Origin of the sequence: Actinomadura rugatobispora (assembly GCF_042656285.1) — a bacterium.
In the GTDB taxonomy this organism is placed as follows: Bacteria; Actinomycetota; Actinomycetes; order Streptosporangiales; family Streptosporangiaceae; genus Spirillospora; species Spirillospora rugatobispora.
The window spans coordinates 181,420-201,388 of sequence record NZ_JBHSON010000005.1 but is presented as its reverse complement, the minus strand read 5'-3'; the positions used below and the strand labels follow the sequence as shown (position 1 = coordinate 201,388).

Genomic DNA, 19,969 nt, shown 5'->3' with positions numbered 1-19,969 from the left:
GCACGCGGACGGTGGGAGCACGCGGACGGTGGGAGCACGCGGACGGTGGGAGCACGCGGACGGTGGGAGCACGCGGACGGTGGGAGCACGCGGACGGTGGGAGCACGCGGACGGTGGGAGCACAGGGACCGTCCTATGTGCGGGGGTTCACTCGGACAGGCGGTGTAGGTGGTGAGGTCGGGCGTTCGGGCAGGCGGCGCGTGGGTGGGGTACGGCACATGGTGAGGTGCACGGCGGTCATGTGCATGCGGACTGTAGGGAGCCTGGACGGTGGGATAAGCGACTGTTAGGTGCGCAGGTGACGAGGCGGATCAACGGTGTGGTTCATGAGTTGTGCCAGCGGTGAAGTGCACGAGTGTTGATCAGGTGCTCGTGGGGTGTCGAGGCTAGGGAGGCAGGGAGCGTTGGTCATTGCGGGATACCAGGTGGCACGGGTCGTGTCGCGGCGGCATGGGTTGACCGCAGGAGTGGGGACTTTGGGGTGGCTGGCGGGTTAGGCGGCTTGGGGTTCTTCGTGTGGCTCCTGCAGTTGCGGGTGGAGAGTGGGCAGGAGGTGGGCGCACAGGTCGGCGAGGGGGCCGCGTCGTAGGGCTCGTTCCAGATCACCTGTCTCGAGGGTGCGAGTGAGCTTGCGGTCGCATTCCAAGAGGCCGGCGAGCGGCAGGGCGAGGGCGTCGGCCACCACCTCGGGGGTGACGTCACCGGGGCCGGGAGCGCGGACGATCACCTTCATGTTGGTGGAGTCGTCGCGCAGGGCGGCGACCTGGGTGTCGGCCGCCAAGGTCGCGCGGACCTCGGCCGGGACGAGGACGAGGGTGGTGTCGGCGGCGCGCAGGGCCGCCCGGCCGATCTCGCCCTGGTAGCGGGGGACGTCGACGATCACCAGGTCGAAGGCGCGTACGGCGGCGTCGATCAGGGATGGGGCCGCTTCGCTGTTGACGGTGGTCAGGGTGCCGCGCCGGCAGGAGAGCACCGAGAGGTCGCCCAGACGGGGAAGCGCTTCGTAGAGGGTGAGCGCGCTCAGGCGGCCGGAGCGGGCGGCGAAGTCGGGCCAGCGGGCTCCCGGCTGCTCTTCGATTCCCACGACCAGGTCGATGCCGCCGCCGTACGGGTCGGCGTCGACGAGGAGCGTGCGCAGGCCGCGGTTCGCGGCGGTGAGCCCGAGCGCGGCGGAGAGGACGCTGGCGCCGATACCGCCCGTGGCTCCGAGGACGCAGACCAGTGCCCCCTGGCCCTCGGGTTCCGAGGCGGCGGCCATGGCGTCGATGATCCATGACTCGTCGCCGGGCAGGCAGGCGACGTCCTGGGCGCCGACCTTGACGGCTCTTCGGTAGACCTGCTCGGTGTCCGGGTCGTTGGTGACCACGACGACGCCCTGCCGGCGTTCGGGTGCTTCCGCCGCTATCGCGTCGGCGAGATCGTTGCCGACGAGGATGAGCGAGGGCCAGTGCCAGCCCTGGCGGGCCCGGTCGGCGTCGTGGACGAGTTCTATCCGGGCGTCCGCGGCGGCGGCGAGCCGCAGCAGGTCGTCGGTGAGCGAGGGGTCATCGGTCGCGATCATCGCAGCGATGGTCATCCTGCCTCCCTGGGTGTCGGAGGTATCCACCATGCGCCGGCGGCGAGGGGCGGCGAAAGACCTTCCGCGAACTGTGGATAACTTCGTGGGAGGGGTGCCGACCTGCGAAAATGCGGCTTTTGCGAGGGTTGAGGTATCCGGCTGTGCGTACGCCCCGGGCCCGGCTGCGCCGGCGCGCGGCAGTCCCCGGCGCCATCGGCCCGGCGCGTCGTGGCGGTCAGCGTTCGTGACGGCTCGCGCGCCTTCCGCGGGGTCGGTCCCGCGGAAGGCGCCTTCGAGGCGGCCGGGCGGCCCTCGGAGAGGGTGGGCCACCGACTTGGGACGTGCGGCCGGGGGGCGGATCCGCTGGTAGGCGGGCCGCCCCCCGACCACTCACGACAGGGCGACCCCCGCCGGGGGGGATAGCGGGGGTCGCCTAACGGTCCGGCTCCGGGGGGGTAGAGCCGGCCCGTTTTCCCAAGAAAGTCTCAGGAGAGATCACGCTAAGCCGATCGCCAGTTTGATCTATAGGCGAGGCAAAGTCGTTGCCTACAGTCTAGGCAGATACAACATATGCTGCCCGATCGTCGAGACTTCCGTCGAGCCGCAAAGTCGTCCGACAGGTCACGTTTTTTCGCACCTGGTCGAGATGATCCCACTCTGGGAGTGGGGCGACGCCGCCGGTCGTTCGCCGCCCACGCCGGGGGATCCGGCGAGGAAAGCCCTGGACGAGAGTGGGAGCGTACAGCAGATCTAAAGATCCTTCCGGCACGGCACGAGATCACCGACATAAAGAATCGATCACACTGCGTGATCGAATCGCCGATGTGCCGGAGAAGCACCGATACCTCCCGAAAGGTACGGCGGCCAGTGCGGCTGAGGTGCACACGGGGGCGCGGTGGTTCATGAGGTCCCCCCTTTCGGGCGCGCACATTTTCCGAATAGGGGCTTGTCAACAGGGCAAAGGGGGCGTACACAGGAACTACGGACCAAGTGTCCGGGCACGGCAGCCGGGCACCCACGCGCGACCAGCCGCGGGAGGCGCGTCGTGACGGGCTTGACCCGATGCGACGGATATGAGGTGCACGCTTGGTAACCCGGTGTGACGTGACCGGCGACGGCGCCCCAGAGCGAGGGGCGCCGTTCGCTATGCGGACGACCCCTTCATCACATTCGCGTATCACCTTGATGTCGTGAAGGCAGCGCGTTCGATACTTACCATCTGGCAAGCCCGTGATGACGGCGAGCGCACGCAGACCTGGCGCCTGTCGTGGCGAGTCAAGGCGCCGGTTGCTCCGTGCCTGAGCAGGCGATCAGGCCCGTGCGGGCGCCTTGGGATTTGGGTGCGCGCCCTTGGGCCGCCGCCCCCGATGGACGCGGCGTCGCCTCCCTGGGCTCTCTGAATTCCCATTCGACCGCCTTGACCGATATGGATCAATCGCGGCCGCGTCAGGGGCGGTTCGGGCTAGCCGCGTTGGAAGGCTTCGCAGATGGCCTGGGAGTCGCGGGCGGCCGCGGCGACCGAGTCCGCGCAGTGGCGGATCCAGCCGGCCACGCCCTCGGGGGTACCCGTGATGTAGCCGTGCAGGGCCTTGGCATAGCCCTCGGACAGCTCCGCGTGACCGATCTCAGGGGCGGTCAAGGACTTGGGGTCCAGCCCCCTGGAGACGAGGGTGAGACGCTCCGCGGCGCGCGCGATGATGCCGTCCCCCCAGCCGAAGGGACGGAGGCTCAGGAGTTCGCCGTGCACGACGGCGGCCACCACAAGGGCGGGGGCCTTGGTGGGGTTGGTCAGCAGACCGCTGAGCATGTCCAGGCGTCCTGCCACTTCCGCAGGGGCCGGAGGGGCCTCCAGGCCGAGGATGTCCCTGGCCGGTTGGTCTTCGGAGCGTGGACGGCCCAGTTCGGAACTCTCGACGACGTCCGCGGCCGCCAGTACGTGGAGGCGGGCCAGGACTTGGCGAGGGGCCTGGCGCCAGGTATCGGAGAGGGTTCCGAGTTCGGCGGAGACCCTCAGTGCCCCCTGGACGATGGGGTCCTTGGGGCTTTCCTCTCCTCGCAGCTCGTCCAGAGTGACCGTGGCCCCTTCCAGGACGGCGGAGGCCCGGGCACCGCGCAGCGCGGATTCGGTGGAGACCTCTGCGCTGCGGCGTCGCAGGATGCGATGTCCTAGCAGCCTGTCCACCGCGGTACGGGCGTCGTCCACGGCGTCGGCCACTCCAGGCAGATTCGCCACGTGGGCGAGGGCGTCGGCTTCGGTCACGGGGATGACCCTACGTGGTGGGGCACAGCGCTCTGTTCCCACCCCCGCACACGTGTATGGATGCCTTCCCCGGGTAGGGGTGGCTGATTCCGGGTGCGACTTGGACGCGACGGCCCTTCGTCTACGTCCGATCCGGGGCTAGAAGCGCCGGGCGTCCGGCCGTGCAGCCGGGAAGGACTTGTGGGTCGGCACCGTCCCTGGTGAAGTGGGGCTCACCGGGCGCCTTCCTCTCGCAAGCAAGGAGTACGCGTTGAGTCAGAGCCAAGAGACACTTTCCAACCTGTTGCAGGAGACGAGGCGCTTCCCACCTCCGGCCGACCTCGCCGCGTCCGCGAACGTCCAGGCCGACGTGTACGACGAGGCCGCCTCCGACCGGCTCGCCTTCTGGGCCCGGCAGGCGGAGCGGCTGTCGTGGGCCAAGCCCTGGGACGAGGTCCTCGACTGGAGCAACCCCCCGTTCGCCAAGTGGTATGTGGGCGGCGAGCTGAACGTCGCGTACAACTGCGTGGACAGGCACGTGGAGGCCGGCAAGGGCGCCAAGGTGGCCTTCCACTGGGAGGGCGAGCCCGGCGACAGCCGTACCCTCACCTACGCGGACCTGCAGCGGGAGGTGAACAAGGCGGCCAACGCCCTGCTGGAACTGGGCGTGCGGAAGGGCGACCGCGTCGCCATCTACCTCCCGATGATTCCGGAGCTGCCGATCTCGATGCTCGCGTGCGCGCGCATCGGCGCCACCCACTCGGTGGTGTTCGGCGGTTTCTCCGCGGACGCGCTCCGGACCCGCATCAACGACGCCGAGGCCAAGGTGGTCGTCACGGCGGACGGAGGCTACCGGCGCGGCAAGCCGTCGGCGCTGAAGTCGATCGTGGACGAGGCCGTCGAGGACACCCCGTCCATCGAGCATGTCCTGGTGGTGCGGCGTACCGGCGAGGAGGTCGCGGAGAACTCCCGGGACGTGTGGTGGAGCGACCTCGTCGAGCGGCAGAGCGAGGAGCACACCGCCGAGGCGCACGACGCGGAGCACCCGCTCTACATCCTGTACACGTCCGGTACGACGGGTAAGCCCAAGGGCATCCTGCACACGACGGGGGGCTACCTGACGCAGGTGGCCTACACCCACCACGCGGTGTTCGACCTCAAGCCGGAGACCGACGTCTACTGGTGCTCGGCCGACATCGGCTGGGTGACGGGCCACTCGTACATCGTGTACGGGCCGCTGGCCAACGGCGCGACCAGCGTCATCTACGAGGGCACCCCCGACACCCCGCACCGGGGCCGCTGGTGGGAGGTCATCCAGAAGTACAAGGTGACGATCTTCTACACCGCGCCCACCGCGATCCGGACGTGCATGAAGTGGGGCGACGAGATCCCGGCCGGGTTCGACCTGTCGTCGCTGCGGGTGCTGGGCAGCGTCGGCGAGCCGATCAACCCCGAGGCCTACATCTGGTACCGCGACCACATCGGCGCGGGACGCACCCCGGTGGTCGACACGTGGTGGCAGACCGAGACCGGCGCCATCATGATCAGCCCGCTGCCCGGGGTGACCTCCGGCAAGCCGGGCGCGGCGATGACCCCGCTGCCCGGCGTGGTCGCGGACGTGGTGGACGACCAGGGGCAGTCGGTGCCGAACGGCGGCGGCGGGTTCCTGGTGGTCAAGGAGCCGTGGCCGTCGATGCTGCGCACCATCTGGGGCGACGACGAGCGGTTCGTCAAGACCTACTGGTCGCGGTTCGAGGGCATGTACTTCGCCGGCGACGGGGCCAAGAAGGACGACGACGGGGACTTCTGGCTGCTGGGCCGGGTGGACGACGTCATGCTGGTGTCGGGCCACAACATCTCCACCACGGAGGTGGAGTCGGCGCTGGTGTCGCATCCGAAGGTGGCCGAGGCAGCGGTGGTGGGCGCGACGGACCCGGTGACCGGGCAGGCCATCGTGTCCTTCGTGATCCCGCGGGGCAGCGCCGGCGAGGACGTGGAGGGCGAGGAGTTCCTCAAGGAGCTCCGCGACCATGTCGCCAAGAAGCTGGGCCCGATCGCCAAGCCCCGGCAGATCATGATCGTTCCGGAGCTGCCGAAGACGCGGTCCGGGAAGATCATGCGCCGGCTGCTGCGGGACGTCGCCGAGAACCGCAGCATCGGGGACGTCACCACGCTGGCCGACAGCACGGTGATGGACCTGATCTCCGAGAAGCTGCCCAGCGCCAAGTCCGAGGACTGACGCTCCGGTGGCCCGCCCGGCGGCCCGCCTAGCGGGCGCACCGCTTCGCCGCGCCGTGCCTCGGTAGTTCTACGCGGCTCCAGTCGTGTGTTGCGTGGGGCGTAGGTGAGGAGGAGTACCCCGGGTCGCGTAGTGCGCGACCCGGGGTACTCGGCTTTGGGCCCTGGCCTGTGGAACATGCCGGGTTCACCTTGGAGCGCGCTGGCTCTCCTAGGGCGAGGGTGGGGCGGAGTCTGCCGAATGCCGAACAGGAGCGCCCCGCCATACGGCAGAGCCTTTTCGCCGGTGTTCTGTGCGCCCGGTTCAAGCGTTCAGGCCCGCTTGCTGTGGCGTTGGAGAGCGCGGGGCCAAGAGGGTGTTCGTCCACCTGGTGACCCTGTTTGTGTTCGCCGGGTTGATGATCGGTAAGTTCGTGGGCGTCTTCGGCGGGGCGTTGGCTTCCCGCAGGGCCGGGCCGGTCACGCTGGGGCGGAACCGCATCGGCGGGAATCACCGGGGTCGGGATGCTTGCCGGACGGGTTTCACCATTTCGCTGCTGATCGGCGGTTTGACCTATACCGACCCCGCACAATTCGAGAGAGTGACAACAGCGGTCCCGATCGAGAGCGGCAGCCCGTCCGCTCGCGTTTGTGACCGCCACCGTCGTCTTCCGGAGGCGGGTGCACCGGCGGAACCCACGTCCCAGAGGGGCTCGGGAGCATGCCCTGAGGCTTGAGGGAGGCGTCCTGGGCCTGGGGGACGTCCTGAGGCTCGGGGAGTGCGTCTCGAGGGTGGAAGGGTGCGGCCTGAGGTTCGAGGGTCGCGGCCTGAGGCTCGGGGGTCGCTTCCTGAGGCTCGGGGTCGCGGCCTGAGGTTCGAGGTCGCGGCCTGAGCTGGAGGGTCGCGGCCCTGAGCTGCAGGGTCGCGGCCCTGAGGCTGGAGGGTCGCTTCCTGAGGTTTGGGGGTGCGGCCTGAGGGCTCGCGGGTTGCGCGCTGGGGACTCTGGGCGCCTGTGGCTCGTTCTTGGGACGGGGCGTGTTCATGGTGTCCTGGAGGCTCGACGGGCTGGTGTGAAGGGTTGTGCGTCTTGACACATCCGGATCACCGATGGCACTACCGGGTGGCCCGACCGATCGCCCGGCTGACAGGCTGTGAGGCCCGTCCTGAAGGCCGGGGCCCTGGAAGGAGAGAGCGAAATGTCCGAGGCACTGCCGGACGAGCGCATCGAGGACAAGTCCCTCGGCGAGCTGGTCGCGCTGGCGTCGAGCAACGTCTCCGACCTGGTCAGAGCGGAGATCGACCTGGCCAAGCTGGAGCTCAAGGCCGACGCCAAGAAGGCCGCGTGGGGCGGGGTCATGTTCAGCATCGCCGGGCTGATCGCCGGGCTGATCGTGATCCTGCTGTCGATCGCCGCCGCCTACGGGCTGGTCGCGCTGGGCATCTGGCACTGGGCGGCGTTCCTGATCGTCGCCGGGGCGTACTTGCTGCTGGCGGCGCTGCTGCTGCTGATCGGCTACTTCCGGATCAAGAAGATCGACGGAGCCAGCCGGACCCGCAAGACGCTGAAGGACGACCTGACCATGCTGCGCAAGCGCGGCGATGCGGACACCCCCGCACTGACGGACTGAGGACGATGCCCCGGCACGACGCGTCGATCGTCGAAGTCGACGGCCCCTGGACCCACCGGGCGATCAGCGCCGGGGGGACGCGCTTTCACGTCGCGGAGGCGGGTGAGGGCCCCCTCGTGCTGCTGCTGCACGGCTTCCCGGAGTTCTGGTGGTCGTGGCACAACCAACTGGTCTCGTTGTCCGCCGCCGGCTATCGGGCCGTCGCCGTGGACCTGCGGGGGTACGGGGGGAGCGACAAGCCTCCCCGTGGATACGACCTGGTGACCCTGGCAGGGGACGCCGCGGGGCTCGTCCGGGCCCTGGGCGAGGCGAACGCCACCGTCGTCGGGCACGACTGGGGCGGGCTTCTGGCCTGGACCATGGCGGTCTACCACCCCAAGGTCGTCCAGCGTCTCTCCGTGGTGAGCGCGCCCCATCCCCTCCGGTTGCGGCAGGCCATACGGAGCGATCCGCGCGGTCAGGGCTGGGCCGCACGGCACACGTTCGGCTACCAGCTGCCCATGTGGCCCGAGCGCCGTCTCATACGGGACGACGCCGCGCTCGTGGGGCGGCTTCTCCACGCGTGGTCCGGGCCCGGATGGCCTGATGAGCGCACCGAGAGTCTCGTACGGCGGGCCATGCAGATCCCCGGCACGGTTCACTGCGCGATGGAGTACCACCGGTGGTTCGTGCGTTCCCAGCCGCGCCCTGACGGCATCCGGTACGCGCACCGCATGCGTACCCCGATCCAGGTGCCGACCCTGCAGCTGCACGGTTCCCTGGACCCGTGCACGCTCCCCGCCAGCGCCCAGGGGTCGGGCCGGTACGTGGCCGCACCGTACCGCTGGAAGCTCATCGACGGCGCCGGCCACTTCCCCCACCAGGAACGCCCGCGCGCTTTCGACGCCCAACTGCTCGGCTGGATGAAGGACCCGGAGACCGCAGGCTGAGAGGCCGGCCTGGAGCCGCCCACTCCGAGAGCTCACGCGGAGGGGTGACAATGGGTTCATGCGGGATCGGGACGAAGCGGGACGGCCGCGTAACGCTCGGCCGCGCGACGCGTACGGCCGCCCTCTCCCCCGGGGCGCCACCGGAACACCGACGATGCCCGACGACCTGGCCGTGACCCCCGTGGAGGCCCTGGAGGAGGCTCAGCGCCTCCTGGACGCCGACAGACCCTTCCATGCGCACGAGGTCCTGGAAGCGGCCTGGAAGTCCGCACCGGAGGCCGAACGGGAGCTGTGGCGTGGGCTGGCCCAGGTCGCGGTGGGAATCACGCACGTACGCAGGGGCAATCCGCGCGGAGCCAGGGCCCTCCTGGAACGAGCGGCAGACCGTATCGAGACCTACGGAACCGCCGACGTTCCCCACGGCATCGACGTCCCGGGCATCGCCGCCGAAGCCCGGCGCACCGCCGAGCAGGCCGCACAGGGCTCAGACATCCCCGTCCACCTCCGGCTCCGCCTCGCGCACGGCTGACCGAACACCGCCGGGGCGGCCAGGAGGACGACAGGCCCGCCCACTGGCCGAGAGTTGCCCCCGGGGAGGGGCGAGTTCAGTCGGAGCAGGTCTGGGTCGACACAGGCGTGGTGGCGGCGGCACCGGCGCGGGCGTCCGGGGCGACCTCCTCGGCGGTCAGCGCGTAGCCCGTCGCCGGGGCGTCCAGGGCCGCGGCGAAGATGACGCCGTAGACGCTGCCGTCGCGGGCGAGGAGCGGGCCGCCGGAGTTGCCCGGCTCGACCGTGCCGCGGATGGCATAGATCTCCCGGCTGACCTGGCCGGCGTGGTAGATGTCGGGGCCCTTGGCGGTCTGCCGCGCGCGGACCCGGGCGGCGCTCGCGGTGAACGGGTGGTTCTTGGGGAAGCCCGCGATGATGGCGTCGTCCCGCACCCGGGCGGGCCCGGCGAATCTCAGCGGCGGCGCCTGCAGGCCCGGCACGTGCAGGACGGCGATGTCGCGCTTGGGGTCGTACAGGACGACCCGGCCGCGGTCGCGCGCCCCGCTCAGCGACGCGATGACCGACTGGCCGCGGGCGCCCGCCACCACGTGCGCGTTGGTCATCACGCGCTCCGGCGCGTACACGAACCCGGTGCCCTCGATCTTGCGCTGGCACTGCGGCGCGGTGCTGACCACCTTGACGATGCTGCGCTTGGCCTCGCGCAGCGCCCGGGTGTCGAGGATCGCGTCGTTCGGCGGCGGCACCTCCACCACCGACTCGCCGCCGAGGCCGTTGAAGACCTGCGGGAAGTCGCTGCTCTTCACGAATCCCTGAAACGAGGCGAACCACGTCTCGGCCTGCCCGGGCATCAGGTCGTTGATGCCGTTGATGATCGTGGAGGCCTTGACCTGGGTGCGCACCGGCCGGAACTCGGAGTTGGCGACCAGGGTGCCGAAGAACCAGGCGACGATCAGCAGGGACAGGGCGCTGACCACCGCGCCGCCGGCGGCGTCGGCGGCGCGGGCGTTGTCGCCGGTGACCCGGTTGCGCAGGACGGCCCCCACCGAGGAGGCGATCAGCTGACCGAGGGTGGCGGACAGGAACGCGACGACGATCGCCAGCAGCGCCTGCTGCGCGGCGCCGTCCACGGCCGCCTCGGCGATCGGCGGGGCGATGAGGACGCCCACCACGCCGCCGCCGACGAAGCCTCCGAAGCTCAGCAGGCTCACGATGAAGCCCTGCCGGTACCCCGAGACCCCGAACAGCACGAGGAGCACGAGCAGTATCAGGTCAAGAAGGTGGTCGCCCAGCACCGCTTCACCGTATAGCGCCCGGCCCCGTGTGCACGTCGCCTCGGTGTACCAGATTGGGCGGACTCACGTAGTCGTGCGGTGTGATGCGAAGCCGTCACCGTGCGCCAAGTCGGCGAGTTCGCCGGTCATCGCACGGTTACCGGCCGATCATGGACATGCGCCCGCCGCGGGGACGGCGCACGCGTCCCGCCCGAACCGGAAGCCGCGACACGCCTGGCCCACGCCCCCGCCCAACCGCCGCTCGCAGCGCAGGGCGGTGCGGGTTACTCGCGGGCGGCCAGGTTGAGGACTTCGGACGGGAGGTCCTCGACGTGGTCGACGTTCCAGGGACGGTTCCAGCCGCCCGCGTCGAGCACCTGGATGAGAAGCCCGGCCGTGAATCCCCACACGAGCATCTCCCGTACGCGGAAGGCCGGGCCCAGGGTGAGTCCGGACGGGTGCCGCACGGTCAGGCGGTTCGCCGGGTCGACGAGTTCGGCGATCGGCACCCGGGCCACGGTCGCGACCTCGCCGGGATGACCGGGCGCGATGTCGGACGGCTCGCGCCACCAGGCCGCCACCGGCGTCACGCGGTGCCTGCTGCGGGACAGGTAGAGCTCGGGGAGGGACGTCAGGACGTCCACGCCCGACGGCTCCACCCCGGCCTCCTCCCAGGCCTCGCGCAGGGCCGCCCCGACCGGTCCGTCGTCCTCGGGGTCGATACGGCCCCCGGGGAACGCGGGCTGGCCCGCGTGCGCCGCGAGCGTGGCGGCACGCTCCGTCAGGAGGACGTCAGGCCCCTCCGGCCCCTCCCCGAACAGGATGAGCACCGCCGCCGCGCGCGCGCCGTTCACCGGCTCCAGCATTGGCGGCACCGTCATGTGGGGGGCTTGCGCACGGAATCGGTCGAGCCAAGGCGGGCACTGAGGGAGGTCGGTCACTCTTGACCCAACCCCAGGACGACACGGTTACTTCCCACGAAATTCACACAGCTCCCCTTCCAGCCCCTTCGCCCTCCGAAGCGGGCCTCACGCAAGCCCCGCCCGGCCCTGGCCGCCCCTTCCTGGTGCGTCCGGTGCGTCCGGTGCCGGTCACCCGCATCGCAGGGTCACGAGAACGGGCCCTCCTTGACGAGCTTGCCCGCCGTGGCCGCGTCGGTGGGGCCCTCGCCGAACGACGGGCACAGCCTGGCCAGCGGGCAGGCGCCGCAGGCGGGACGGCGCGCGTGGCAGATCCGGCGGCCGTGCCAGATCAGCCGATGCGACAGGATCGTCCAGTCCTTGCGGGGGATCAGGGCACCTATCTCGTGCTCGACCTTGACCGGATCGGTCTCGGTCGTCCAGCCGAAACGCCGGGCCAACCGGCCGAAGTGGGTGTCGACGGTGATCCCCGGGACGTCGAAGGCGTTGCCGAGCACCACGTTGGCGGTCTTGCGGCCCACGCCGGGCAGCTTCACGAGCGCCTCAAGGGTTCCCGGAACCTCACCCTCATGGCGTTCGCACAGGTCATGCCCTAGTTTCATAATATTGTTGGCCTTGGCCCGGAAGAATCCGGTCGACTGGATCAGTCGTTCGAGTTCCTCGCGGTCCGCGGCGGCGTAGTCCTCGGCGGTCCGGTACCGGGTGAAGAGAGCCGGTGTGACCGCGTTCACCCGGCGGTCCGTACACTGGGCGGACAGGATCGTGGCGACCAGCAGCTCAAGCGGACTGGTGAAGTCCAGCTCGCAGTGTGCGTCGGGGTAGAGCGCGGCGAGCTCGCGGTTGATCCGCCGGGCACGGCGGACCAGGGCGAGGCGCGTCTCCACCCGAAGCCGGGGCTTGCGGGGCGCCGTCACGGGGGCGGGACTACCGTTGCGAGGCACGTGGGCAAGGGTACGTCCTCTGGCCCCCGCGTTCGGCGCGCCGCGGACCCTACCTTCGTACGCGGTGGGACGTACGTCACACTATGTATGTAGGTGTTTAGGAGGAGAAGCGTGACCGACCGCGACGTGGACGTATTGAGCAGGGCCCCGCTCTTCGAGGCACTCGACGAGCAGGGCGCCAAGGCGCTGCGCGCCAATGTGACGGAGGTGCGGCTGGCGCGCGGCCAGACGCTCTTCAACGAAGGGGAGACGGGCGACCGGTTGTACGTCGTCCTCGACGGGAAGATCAAGCTGACCCGGGCCGCGCCGGACGGCCGGGAGAACCTCCTGAGCGTCCTCGGCCCGAGCGAGATGTTCGGTGAGCTTTCGCTGTTCGACCCGCGGCCCCGTACGGCCAGCGCGATCGCGGTGACCGAGTGCCGGCTGGCCGGGCTGGGCCATGACGATCTGCGGCCGTGGCTGACCGGTCACCCGGAGGTGGCGGTCCAGTTGCTGCGGGCGCTGGCGCAGCGGCTGCGGCGGACCAACGACGTGATGGCCGACCTGGTCTTCACCGACGTCCCCGGGCGGGTCGCCAAGCAGCTGCTCGACCTGGCCGAGCGGTTCGGCCAGCCGTCGGAAGCCGGATTGCACGTCCACCACGACCTCACCCAGGAGGAGCTGGCGCAGCTCGTCGGCGCGTCGCGGGAGACCGTGAACAAGGCCCTGGCCGACTTCGCGCAGCGCAACTGGCTGCGGATCGAGGCGCGGGCCGTGGTGATCCTCGACATCGAAAGGCTCCGCAAGCGCTCCAAGTAACCGCCTCCGCAGACACTCCGGCCACTCTGGACGTCCCTCCCGACCCCTGGGCGTCCGGTGCACGTCGCCCGAACGCGCGTTGCTCCCAGGCGCCCAGGGCCTGTCTCGCCGTACGCGCGAGCGCGTGCGCGTCACCTGGGCGGTGGGCGAACGTCACCCGCCAGGTCGCGAAGCGATGCCGCGCTCGCTGGAACACAGCCCGGTGCTCGGCGCCCCACGAGCACGGGCAGGCGGGCGGCCGTACACCGGAGCGCGGAAGGTCAGGGGCGTCGTTCGTTGAGGTAGTCGAGCTGGGACTGGACGGACCACTCGGCGGCCGGCCAGAGGGACTTGTCCACGTCCGCGTAGACGCGCGCGACCACCTCCTTGGCGGTGCGGGCCCCGGCCGCGACCGCCGCCTCCACCTGGGCGAGCCGCTCGCGCCTGTGGTTGATGTAGTGGTCGAGCGCGCCGATCGGGTCGTCGAGCTTGGGGCCGTGTCCGGGGAGGATCGTGACGGCCTCGACGTCCTCGGAGAACTTCCGCAGCCTGTCCAGAGAGCTCATGTAGTCGCCGAGACCGCCTTCGAGGACGGTCGTGCCGTACCCGAGCACGGTGTCCCCGGTCAGGACGGCGCGGTCGGCGGGCAGGTAGAACGTCAGCGAGTCGTCGGAATGCCCCGGCGTCTCCATCACCTGCAGCTCCACGCCGCCGGTGACGACCACGTCACCCTCGGCCAGACCTTCGTCACCGAGCCGGTGGCGCGGGTCCAGCGCCCGCACGGGGACGGTGCCGGCCCGCGTCCCGCCGGGAGCACCGGGAGCGGCGGCGGCCGCGGCCGCGGCGAGGCCGGCGAACTTCACCGCGCCCGCCGAATGATCGGGATGCCCGTGCGTGAGCAGCACCAGCCCGACCCGGCGGCCCTGTGCCGTGATCCCGTCCACGACCCGCCTGAGGTGGACGCCGTCCTTGGGGCCGGGGTCGATGACCACGACCTCCTCCGCGCCGGGCTCGCCGATGACCCAGGTGTTGGTGCCGTCCAGCGTCATCGCGGACGGATTGGGCGCCAGCCAGCAGGTCGCCCGTTCCGTGCCCATCCCGTCGATCTCGCTCATCTGCCCCATCCTGCCCGACCGCCGATCGGGGTGGCGGACGGGGTTCCACCCCAGCCGGTCCAGGTGCCGCAGCGCGGACGTCCCGGCCAGCCGCCACACCACGGCTCGCGAAAGCGGTACATTCCCACCACGGCGCGGTGACATCGGATCAGCCCTTCGGGTAGTGCTCCTCCTTGCCCTCCGGCGGGACGAGATACGCCTCCCCATCGATGATCTTGGCCACGGGCTCGTGCACCACGATCTCGCGCGGCGCGGCGAGCACGTCCGCGACCGTCTCGTACCCGGCCAGCTCCGACAGCGTCGCGAGCGTCGGCGGCATCAGGAACCACTCGCCGCGGGACGCCCGCTCGACCGCCTCGGCGGGCCGCACCCACGCCACCTGGTCGGCCTCGGTGCTGACGTCGCGGGCCCGCTGCCCGTCCGGCATCCCGGCGACGAAGAACCGGGTGTCGTACCGCTTGGACTCCACGAGCGGGGTGATCCAGTGCGCCCAGGGACGCAGCAGGTCGGTGCGCAGGACCAGGCCGCGCCGGTCCAGGAACTGCCCGAACGACAGCGAACGGTCCAGGAGCGCCTGCCGGTCGGCCTCCCAGTCCTCGCCCCTGGTGTCGTCCACGACCGACGCCTCGGTGGGCCCGGCCAGCAGGACCAGCGTCTCCTCGAACGTCTCGCGGACCGCCGCGCAGACCAGTTCGCGCGCGACGGTCTCGCTCGCCTTGAACGCCGCACCCCATTCCGCGGGGGAGGGCCCCGACCACGCGAGCACCGCCTCGCCGTCGCGCGGGTCGACCGAGCCGCCGGGGAAGACGTAGGCGCCGGGGGCGAAGTCCATGGACACCACCCGGCGCAGCAGGAAGGCCTGCAGCCCGTACCGCGCGTGGTCGCGCAGGACGACGACGGTCGCCGCGTCGCGCGCGGACACCGGCTCGATCTTGCCGGCCTGGATGTCCTCGATCCGCTCCCGCATCTCCTTCGGGAGCTTCAGCCCGTTCACCATCGCCCGTCCCCGCAACTGATCCTCATGGCGGCCAATTCGGACATACCGAATGTCATTCCGTCAAGCCCCGCCCCCGGGAACCAGAGGGCAGGGGCAAGGGCCCGCCGTGAGATCGGCGTACGACCCGGACGCAATCTCACGGCGGGCATCTGCGGACGGCGCGTCGTCCGCGCCCTCTCCCGGCGCCGCGCGGCACCGGGACGCGTGCGGTCCGGCGGTCACCGCGCCTCGGAGGTCAGGAGACCTCGGCGATCAGTTCCACCTCGACCGGGACGTTGCTGGGCAGCACGGCCACCCCGACCGCGCTGCGGGCGTGCCTGCCCGCGTCGCCGAAGATCTCGCCGAGCAGATCGCTGGCGCCGTTGATCACCTTGGGCTGGCCGTAGAAGTCGGGGGCGCTGGCGACGAAGCCGACGACCTTGACGATCCTGACGACCCTCGACAGCTCGCCCAGCTCCGCCTTGAGCGCCGCGACGCAGTTGAGCGCGCAGATCCGCGCCTGCTCGACGGCCTGGTCCAGGTCGACCTCGGCGCCCACCTTGCCGAGCACGCGCAGCTCGCCCTTGACGAACGGGACCTGCCCCGAGGTGTAGACCAGGTTCCCGGTCCGCAGGGTCGGGACGTACGAGGCCACCGGCGCGACGGGTTCGGGCAGCTCCAGCCCGAGTTCGCTGATCCGCTCTTCGGGCGTGCCCACCCTCACTGCTCCAGTTCGCGCTTGAAGTAGGCCACGAGGTTCTCGGGGTTGGGCCCCGGCAGGACCGTGACGAGCTCCCACCCGTCCTGGCCCCAGTTGTCAAGGATCTGCTTGGTCGCGTGGACCAGCAGCGGAACGGTCGCGTACTCCCACTTCTTCATGCCGCTCAGCCTAGCGATCCCCCCTCCCCGCACAGCGCCTCCACGGCCCGCGCCGCCGCCCCTGGCTCAGACGGCCACGGCCCACACCCGTCTAGGGCAAGCCGGAACCAGGGGCCGCCTGGTCATCCGTTCCCGGTCGGCCGGGGGAGCGTCCGTCCGATCAGGACTCGCGATGGGGAGCTTCCGCGGTCTCTCCGTCCGGCCGCTGCCCTTGGCCGCGCCCGGCGGCGACGCCACGCTCATCCCCACCGGCGCCCTCGCCGGTAGCCGCCGCCTCAGCCTCCGAGGTGGACGAGCCGGACTCCAGTCCGGGCGTCCGCTGCTTGGGCGCCCTGGGCTCGTCCAGGCCGATCACCGGGGGCACGTCCTCGGCCGAGCCGAGGGCGGACGGCTCCTCCGCCGCCTTGAGCAGGTCCTGCTCGGCCTTGGCGAGACGTTCGCCCAGCCCCGGACGGTCCTTCTGGGCGCTCTCCCCGGCTGCTTCGGCCGGGCCGCCCGCCATCCGGTCGAAGAACCGGAGGACCTCCACCGGCAGCGGCATGACCAGCGTGCTGTTCCGCTCGGCGGACACCTCCACGACCGTCTGCAGCAGCCGCAGCTGCAGCGCGGCCGGGTCCTGCGACATGATCTCCGCGGCCGCGGCCAGCCGCTTGGACGCCTGGAACTCGCCGTCGGCGGTGATGATCCGGGCGCGGCGCTCCCGTTCCGCCTCCGCCTGGCGGGCCATCGACCGCTTCATGCCCTCGGGCAGCGAGACGTCCTTGATCTCGACCCGTTCGATCCGGATCCCCCAGGGGGCGTCGGTGATCTCGTCCATGATCCCGCGCAGCCGCAGGTTGATCTTCTCGCGCTCGCCGAGCAGCTCCTGCATGTCGGTCTGCCCGATCACCGAGCGCAGCGAGGTCTGCCCGATCTGGGAGACCGCGTAGCTGTAGTTCTGGACGTTCACGATGGCCTTCACCGGATCGATCACGCGGAAGTAGACGACCGCGTCGACCCGGACGCTCACGTTGTCCTGGGTGATCCCCTCCTGCCCCGGGACGTTCATCGTGACCGTCTGCTGGTTGACCTTCTGCATGCGTTCCACGAACGGGACGATGAGGGTGAGCCCCGGGCCGCGCAGCGCGCTGGGCCGGAGCCGCCCGCCGCGCTGCACCTGGCCGAACCGGAACACGATGCCGTGCTCGAACTGCTGGACGACCCGCAGCGACGACGCCGCCCCGATCAGCACCAGCACCCCGAGGACGAGGATGAGGAGGGCTACCGCTTCCATCACGGGCACCTTTCACGCGAGGGTGGTCCCGGGCCGTCTGAGACCCGGGAGGCCGGCCGTTCGCGCGGGAGGTCCGGCCTTGGGAGGCAGCCCCTGAAGCCGGCCGCCCCCGGCCCGACGACCGGTTGCACGTTTTCCAGCTAACCTCCTGGGCACGGCGGAGAACAGGGGTAGGGGGGATCGTTCCTGGAACGGCCCCTGGAACCGTGTCAGGAATCACTTGCATGAGGCGGGGCACCCTCTAAAAGTCCTTGCCGAGCGAACGATATGGTCGATCGGGTGAGCGCGAGAGACACCGACTGGGACGGCGTACGCCTCCACGTGGTCACGGGCAAGGGCGGGACCGGCAAGACCACGGTCGCCGCCGCGCTGGCCCTTGCGCTGGCCGCCGGCGGCCGGAAGGTGCTCCTGGTCGAGGTCGAGGGCCGGCAGGGCATCGCCCAGCTGTTCGACTGCCCCCCGCTGCCGTACGAGGAGCGCCGGGTGGCCGTCGCCCCGGACGGCGGGGACGTCTACGCGCTCGCGATCGACACCGAGGAGGCGCTCCTCGAGTACCTCGAGATGTTCTACAACCTCAAGCGGGCCGGCAAGGCGATGTCCAAGCTGGGCGTGGTCGACTTCGTCACCACGATCGCCCCCGGGCTCCGCGACGTGATCCTCACCGGCAAGACCGCGGAGGCGGTGCGGCGCCGGGCCAAGGACGGCTCGTACGTGTACGACGCGGTGGTCATGGACGCCCCGCCCACCGGCCGGATCACCAAGTTCCTGAACGTCAACGAGGAGGTCTCCGGGCTGGCCAAGGTCGGCCCGGTCCGCAACCACGCCGACACGGTGATGAAGGTGGTCCGCAGCCCCGAGACCGCCGTGCACTTCGTCACGCTCCTGGAGGAGATGCCGGTCCAGGAGACGATGGACGGTGTCCACGACCTCACCGAGGTCGGCCTCCCCGTCGGCGGCGTCATGATCAACATGGAGCATCCGCCGATGCTGGGCGCCGACGCGCTGGCCGCGGCCGCCGCCGGATCCCTCGACCGGGACGAGATCATCCGCGGGGTGAAGGCCGCCGGCCTGGAGCACGACGCCGAGTCGATCGCGGTCGCGCTGGCCGCCGAGGCCACCGAGCACGCCCGCCGCACCGCGATGCAGGCCGGCGAGAAGGAGCGCCTGGAGTCGGTCGACCGCCCGCGCTACTCCCTTCCGCTCCTGTCGGACGGCATGGACCTCGCCGGCCTGTACGACCTGGCCGAGTCCCTGCGGGCCCAGGGCGCCGCGTGACCTCCGGGGCCGGGGCGCCGACGCGCTCTCCAGAGACGAACGGAAGGGGCCGCCCGAGATGAGCCCGACCGCGAAGACCCCGCCCGTCCTGGACGTGGACGCCCTGATCGACGACCCGCGCACCAAGATCATCGTGTGCTGCGGCTCCGGCGGCGTCGGGAAGACCACCACGGCCGCCGCCCTCGGCGTCCGCGCCGCCGAACGGGGCCGCGACGTCGTCGTGCTGACCGTCGACCCGGCCCGCCGCCTGGCGCAGTCGATGGGCCTGTCCGAGCTGGACAACAATCCGCGCCGCATCGAGATCGACGGCGACGGCGAGCTGCACGCGATGATGCTCGACATGAAGCGGACCTTCGACGAGATCGTCGAGGCGCACGCCGACCCCGACCGGGCCAAGCAGATCCTGTCCAACCCCTTCTACCAGTCGCTGTCGTCGTCCCTGTCCGGGACGCAGGAGTACATGGCGATGGAGAAGCTCGGCCAGCTGCACCGTTCGGGCGCGTGGGACCTCATCATCGTCGACACGCCGCCGTCCCGGAACGCGCTGGACTTCCTGGACGCCCCCGAACGCATGGGCCGCTTCCTGGACAGCCGCTTCATGAAGCTCCTGGCGGCCCCCGCCAAGACCGGCGGCCGCCTCGGCGTGAAGGTCCTCAGCGCGGGCTTCGGCATGTTCACCGGCGTCATCAACAAGGTGCTCGGCGTCCAGCTGCTCCGCGACGTGCAGACGTTCGTCGCCGCCTTCGACACGATGTTCGGCGGCTTCCGCGAACGCGCCGAGAAGACCTTCAAGCTGCTCCAGACACCGGGCACCGCCTTCCTGGTGGTCGCCGCCCCCGAGCCCGACGCCCTCCGCGAGGCCTCCTACTTCGTGGAACGCCTCGCCGAGGAGCGCATGCCGCTGGCCGGCCTGGTCGTGAACCGCGTCCACGAGGCCGCCACCGACGCGCTGTCCGCCGCACGCAGCCAGGCCGCGGCCGAGAATCTGGAGGAACGCGGCGAACACACCCTGACCGCGGCCCTCCTCCGCATGCACACCGCCCGCATGCAACTGGCGGCCCGCGAGGAACGCCTCCGCGAGCACTTCGCCTCGACCCACCCCACGGTGCCCATCACCGCCGTCCCCGCCCAGGCCGAAGACGTCCACGACCTGGACGGCCTACGCCGAGTAGGCCAGGACCTCTCCACCCAACAAGCCGCCTGACAAAGGCACGTCCCGCACCGAGCCGGACACGCCATCCCAGGACGCACAGCACTCCCGCCGCCACACCACACGCCCTCCCACCAAGACACGGCACGGCGCGAGGCGACCCGCACGTCCGTGAGCGCGACGGGAAGGCGGCGCCGCCGAGTGACAAGCAGGACGACTCCACGCGCGCGGGGACATGGCACGCATGCCTTGGAGCGCCTCACCGAGGACACGGCCCGGGGTGGACATAGGGGATCAAAGCGGCGGCCTC

Annotated in this window: 17 protein-coding genes and 1 pseudogene; 8 read left to right on the top strand and 10 right to left on the bottom strand. The window is 70.8% G+C overall.

All coding sequences use genetic code 11. The features are described 5' to 3' along the window. Positions 1–493 precede the first annotated feature (493 nt). Entirely contained in the window at positions 494–1,576 is a 1,083-nt protein-coding gene (gene ssd / locus ACFPZN_RS05520) for a septum site-determining protein Ssd (protein ID WP_378280684.1), read from the bottom strand. A gap of 1,444 nt (positions 1,577–3,020) precedes the next feature. Continuing rightward, entirely contained in the window at positions 3,021–3,824 is an 804-nt protein-coding gene (locus ACFPZN_RS05515; RefSeq protein ID WP_378280689.1) for a Fic family protein, read from the bottom strand. Positions 3,825–4,068: 244 nt separating this feature from the next. On the opposite strand from ACFPZN_RS05515, the gene acs reads away from it, so the two are divergent. From acs to ACFPZN_RS05490, 5 genes and pseudogenes are all read left to right on the top strand, one after another. Next, positions 4,069–6,036 carry an acetate--CoA ligase gene (gene acs, locus ACFPZN_RS05510; RefSeq protein WP_378280683.1) on the top strand — a complete coding sequence of 656 codons (1,968 nt, stop codon included), beginning with the start codon at positions 4,069–4,071 and terminating at the stop codon, positions 6,034–6,036. Positions 6,037–6,307: 271 nt separating this feature from the next. Continuing rightward, positions 6,308–6,751: pseudogene (locus ACFPZN_RS05505) on the top strand (Na+/H+ antiporter NhaA); the annotation flags it as partial. 460 nt (positions 6,752–7,211) lie between these two features. Further along, positions 7,212–7,643, top strand: a complete 432-nt coding sequence (locus ACFPZN_RS05500; protein WP_378280682.1) for a phage holin family protein — start codon at positions 7,212–7,214, stop codon at positions 7,641–7,643. 5 nt (positions 7,644–7,648) lie between these two features. Next, positions 7,649–8,572 (top strand): alpha/beta fold hydrolase, encoded by a 924-nt coding sequence (locus tag ACFPZN_RS05495; RefSeq protein WP_378280681.1) that lies wholly within the window; start codon positions 7,649–7,651, stop codon positions 8,570–8,572. Between the two features lie 154 nt (positions 8,573–8,726). After that, positions 8,727–9,101, top strand: a complete 375-nt coding sequence (locus ACFPZN_RS05490) for a DUF309 domain-containing protein (protein ID WP_378280680.1) — start codon at positions 8,727–8,729, stop codon at positions 9,099–9,101. 76 nt (positions 9,102–9,177) lie between these two features. On the opposite strand, the gene ACFPZN_RS05485 is transcribed toward ACFPZN_RS05490, so the two are convergent. The 3 genes from ACFPZN_RS05485 to nth form a co-directional block, all read right to left on the bottom strand. Beyond that, complete coding sequence (locus ACFPZN_RS05485; protein WP_378280679.1) at positions 9,178–10,374, bottom strand: MarP family serine protease; 1,197 nt, start codon at positions 10,372–10,374, stop codon at positions 9,178–9,180. A 263-nt stretch (positions 10,375–10,637) separates the two neighbouring features. Continuing rightward, positions 10,638–11,219, bottom strand: a complete 582-nt coding sequence (locus ACFPZN_RS05480) for an NUDIX hydrolase (protein ID WP_378280678.1) — start codon at positions 11,217–11,219, stop codon at positions 10,638–10,640. Between the two features lie 242 nt (positions 11,220–11,461). Then, positions 11,462–12,214 carry an endonuclease III gene (gene nth / locus ACFPZN_RS05475; protein ID WP_378280677.1) on the bottom strand — a complete coding sequence of 251 codons (753 nt, stop codon included), beginning with the start codon at positions 12,212–12,214 and terminating at the stop codon, positions 11,462–11,464. Positions 12,215–12,325: 111 nt separating this feature from the next. Between nth and ACFPZN_RS05470 the strand changes: the two genes are divergently transcribed. Next, positions 12,326–13,012 (top strand): Crp/Fnr family transcriptional regulator, encoded by a 687-nt coding sequence (locus ACFPZN_RS05470; protein ID WP_344594623.1) that lies wholly within the window; start codon positions 12,326–12,328, stop codon positions 13,010–13,012. Positions 13,013–13,272: 260 nt separating this feature from the next. Here ACFPZN_RS05470 and ACFPZN_RS05465 read toward each other — a convergent pair whose 3' ends face one another. The 5 genes from ACFPZN_RS05465 to ACFPZN_RS05445 all read right to left on the bottom strand — a co-directional run bounded on the left by ACFPZN_RS05465 (position 13,273) and on the right by ACFPZN_RS05445 (position 17,234). Next, on the bottom strand, positions 13,273–14,106 hold the full coding sequence (locus ACFPZN_RS05465; RefSeq protein WP_378280676.1) for an MBL fold metallo-hydrolase: 834 nt from the start codon (positions 14,104–14,106) through the stop codon (positions 13,273–13,275). Between the two features lie 148 nt (positions 14,107–14,254). Next, on the bottom strand, positions 14,255–15,103 hold the full coding sequence (locus tag ACFPZN_RS05460; RefSeq protein WP_378280675.1) for an NUDIX hydrolase: 849 nt from the start codon (positions 15,101–15,103) through the stop codon (positions 14,255–14,257). A gap of 235 nt (positions 15,104–15,338) precedes the next feature. Continuing rightward, the gene (locus tag ACFPZN_RS05455; protein WP_378280674.1) at positions 15,339–15,800 is read right to left on the bottom strand and encodes a RidA family protein; all 462 of its coding nucleotides are present in this window, start codon (positions 15,798–15,800) and stop codon (positions 15,339–15,341) included. Positions 15,801–15,802: 2 nt separating this feature from the next. Further along, a complete protein-coding gene (locus ACFPZN_RS05450) occupies positions 15,803–15,961 on the bottom strand; it encodes a DUF4177 domain-containing protein (RefSeq protein WP_019633547.1) in 159 nt (52 codons plus the stop codon). A 160-nt stretch (positions 15,962–16,121) separates the two neighbouring features. Further along, positions 16,122–17,234, bottom strand: coding sequence for a slipin family protein (locus tag ACFPZN_RS05445; protein WP_378280673.1), 1,113 nt, complete (start codon positions 17,232–17,234; stop codon positions 16,122–16,124). 279 nt (positions 17,235–17,513) lie between these two features. Here ACFPZN_RS05445 and bagA point away from each other — a divergent pair, with 279 nt between their 5' ends. Together bagA and bagB are read left to right on the top strand one after the other, a co-directional pair. Next, positions 17,514–18,509, top strand: coding sequence for an ATPase BagA (bagA, locus tag ACFPZN_RS05440; protein ID WP_378280672.1), 996 nt, complete (start codon positions 17,514–17,516; stop codon positions 18,507–18,509). A gap of 58 nt (positions 18,510–18,567) precedes the next feature. After that, the gene (gene bagB, locus ACFPZN_RS05435; RefSeq protein ID WP_378280671.1) at positions 18,568–19,713 is read left to right on the top strand and encodes an ATPase BagB; all 1,146 of its coding nucleotides are present in this window, start codon (positions 18,568–18,570) and stop codon (positions 19,711–19,713) included. Positions 19,714–19,969: the final 256 nt, after the last annotated feature.

What these genes read in the sequence shown, in the direction of transcription:
- ACFPZN_RS05445 (WP_378280673.1), bottom strand. Translation starts at nt 17,234, where the DNA reads ATGGAAGCGGTAGCCCTCCTCATCCTCGTCCTCGGGGTGCTGGTGCTG.
- ACFPZN_RS05450 (WP_019633547.1), bottom strand. Translation starts at nt 15,961, where the DNA reads ATGAAGAAGTGGGAGTACGCGACCGTTCCGCTGCTGGTCCACGCGACC.
- ACFPZN_RS05460 (WP_378280675.1), bottom strand. Translation starts at nt 15,103, where the DNA reads ATGGTGAACGGGCTGAAGCTCCCGAAGGAGATGCGGGAGCGGATCGAG.
- ACFPZN_RS05500 (WP_378280682.1), top strand. Translation starts at nt 7,212, where the DNA reads ATGTCCGAGGCACTGCCGGACGAGCGCATCGAGGACAAGTCCCTCGGC.
- ACFPZN_RS05495 (WP_378280681.1), top strand. Translation starts at nt 7,649, where the DNA reads ATGCCCCGGCACGACGCGTCGATCGTCGAAGTCGACGGCCCCTGGACC.
- ACFPZN_RS05465 (WP_378280676.1), bottom strand. Translation starts at nt 14,106, where the DNA reads ATGAGCGAGATCGACGGGATGGGCACGGAACGGGCGACCTGCTGGCTG.
- bagB (WP_378280671.1), top strand. Translation starts at nt 18,568, where the DNA reads ATGAGCCCGACCGCGAAGACCCCGCCCGTCCTGGACGTGGACGCCCTG.
- ssd (WP_378280684.1), bottom strand. Translation starts at nt 1,576, where the DNA reads ATGACCATCGCTGCGATGATCGCGACCGATGACCCCTCGCTCACCGAC.
- ACFPZN_RS05490 (WP_378280680.1), top strand. Translation starts at nt 8,727, where the DNA reads ATGCCCGACGACCTGGCCGTGACCCCCGTGGAGGCCCTGGAGGAGGCT.
- ACFPZN_RS05480 (WP_378280678.1), bottom strand. Translation starts at nt 11,219, where the DNA reads ATGCTGGAGCCGGTGAACGGCGCGCGCGCGGCGGCGGTGCTCATCCTG.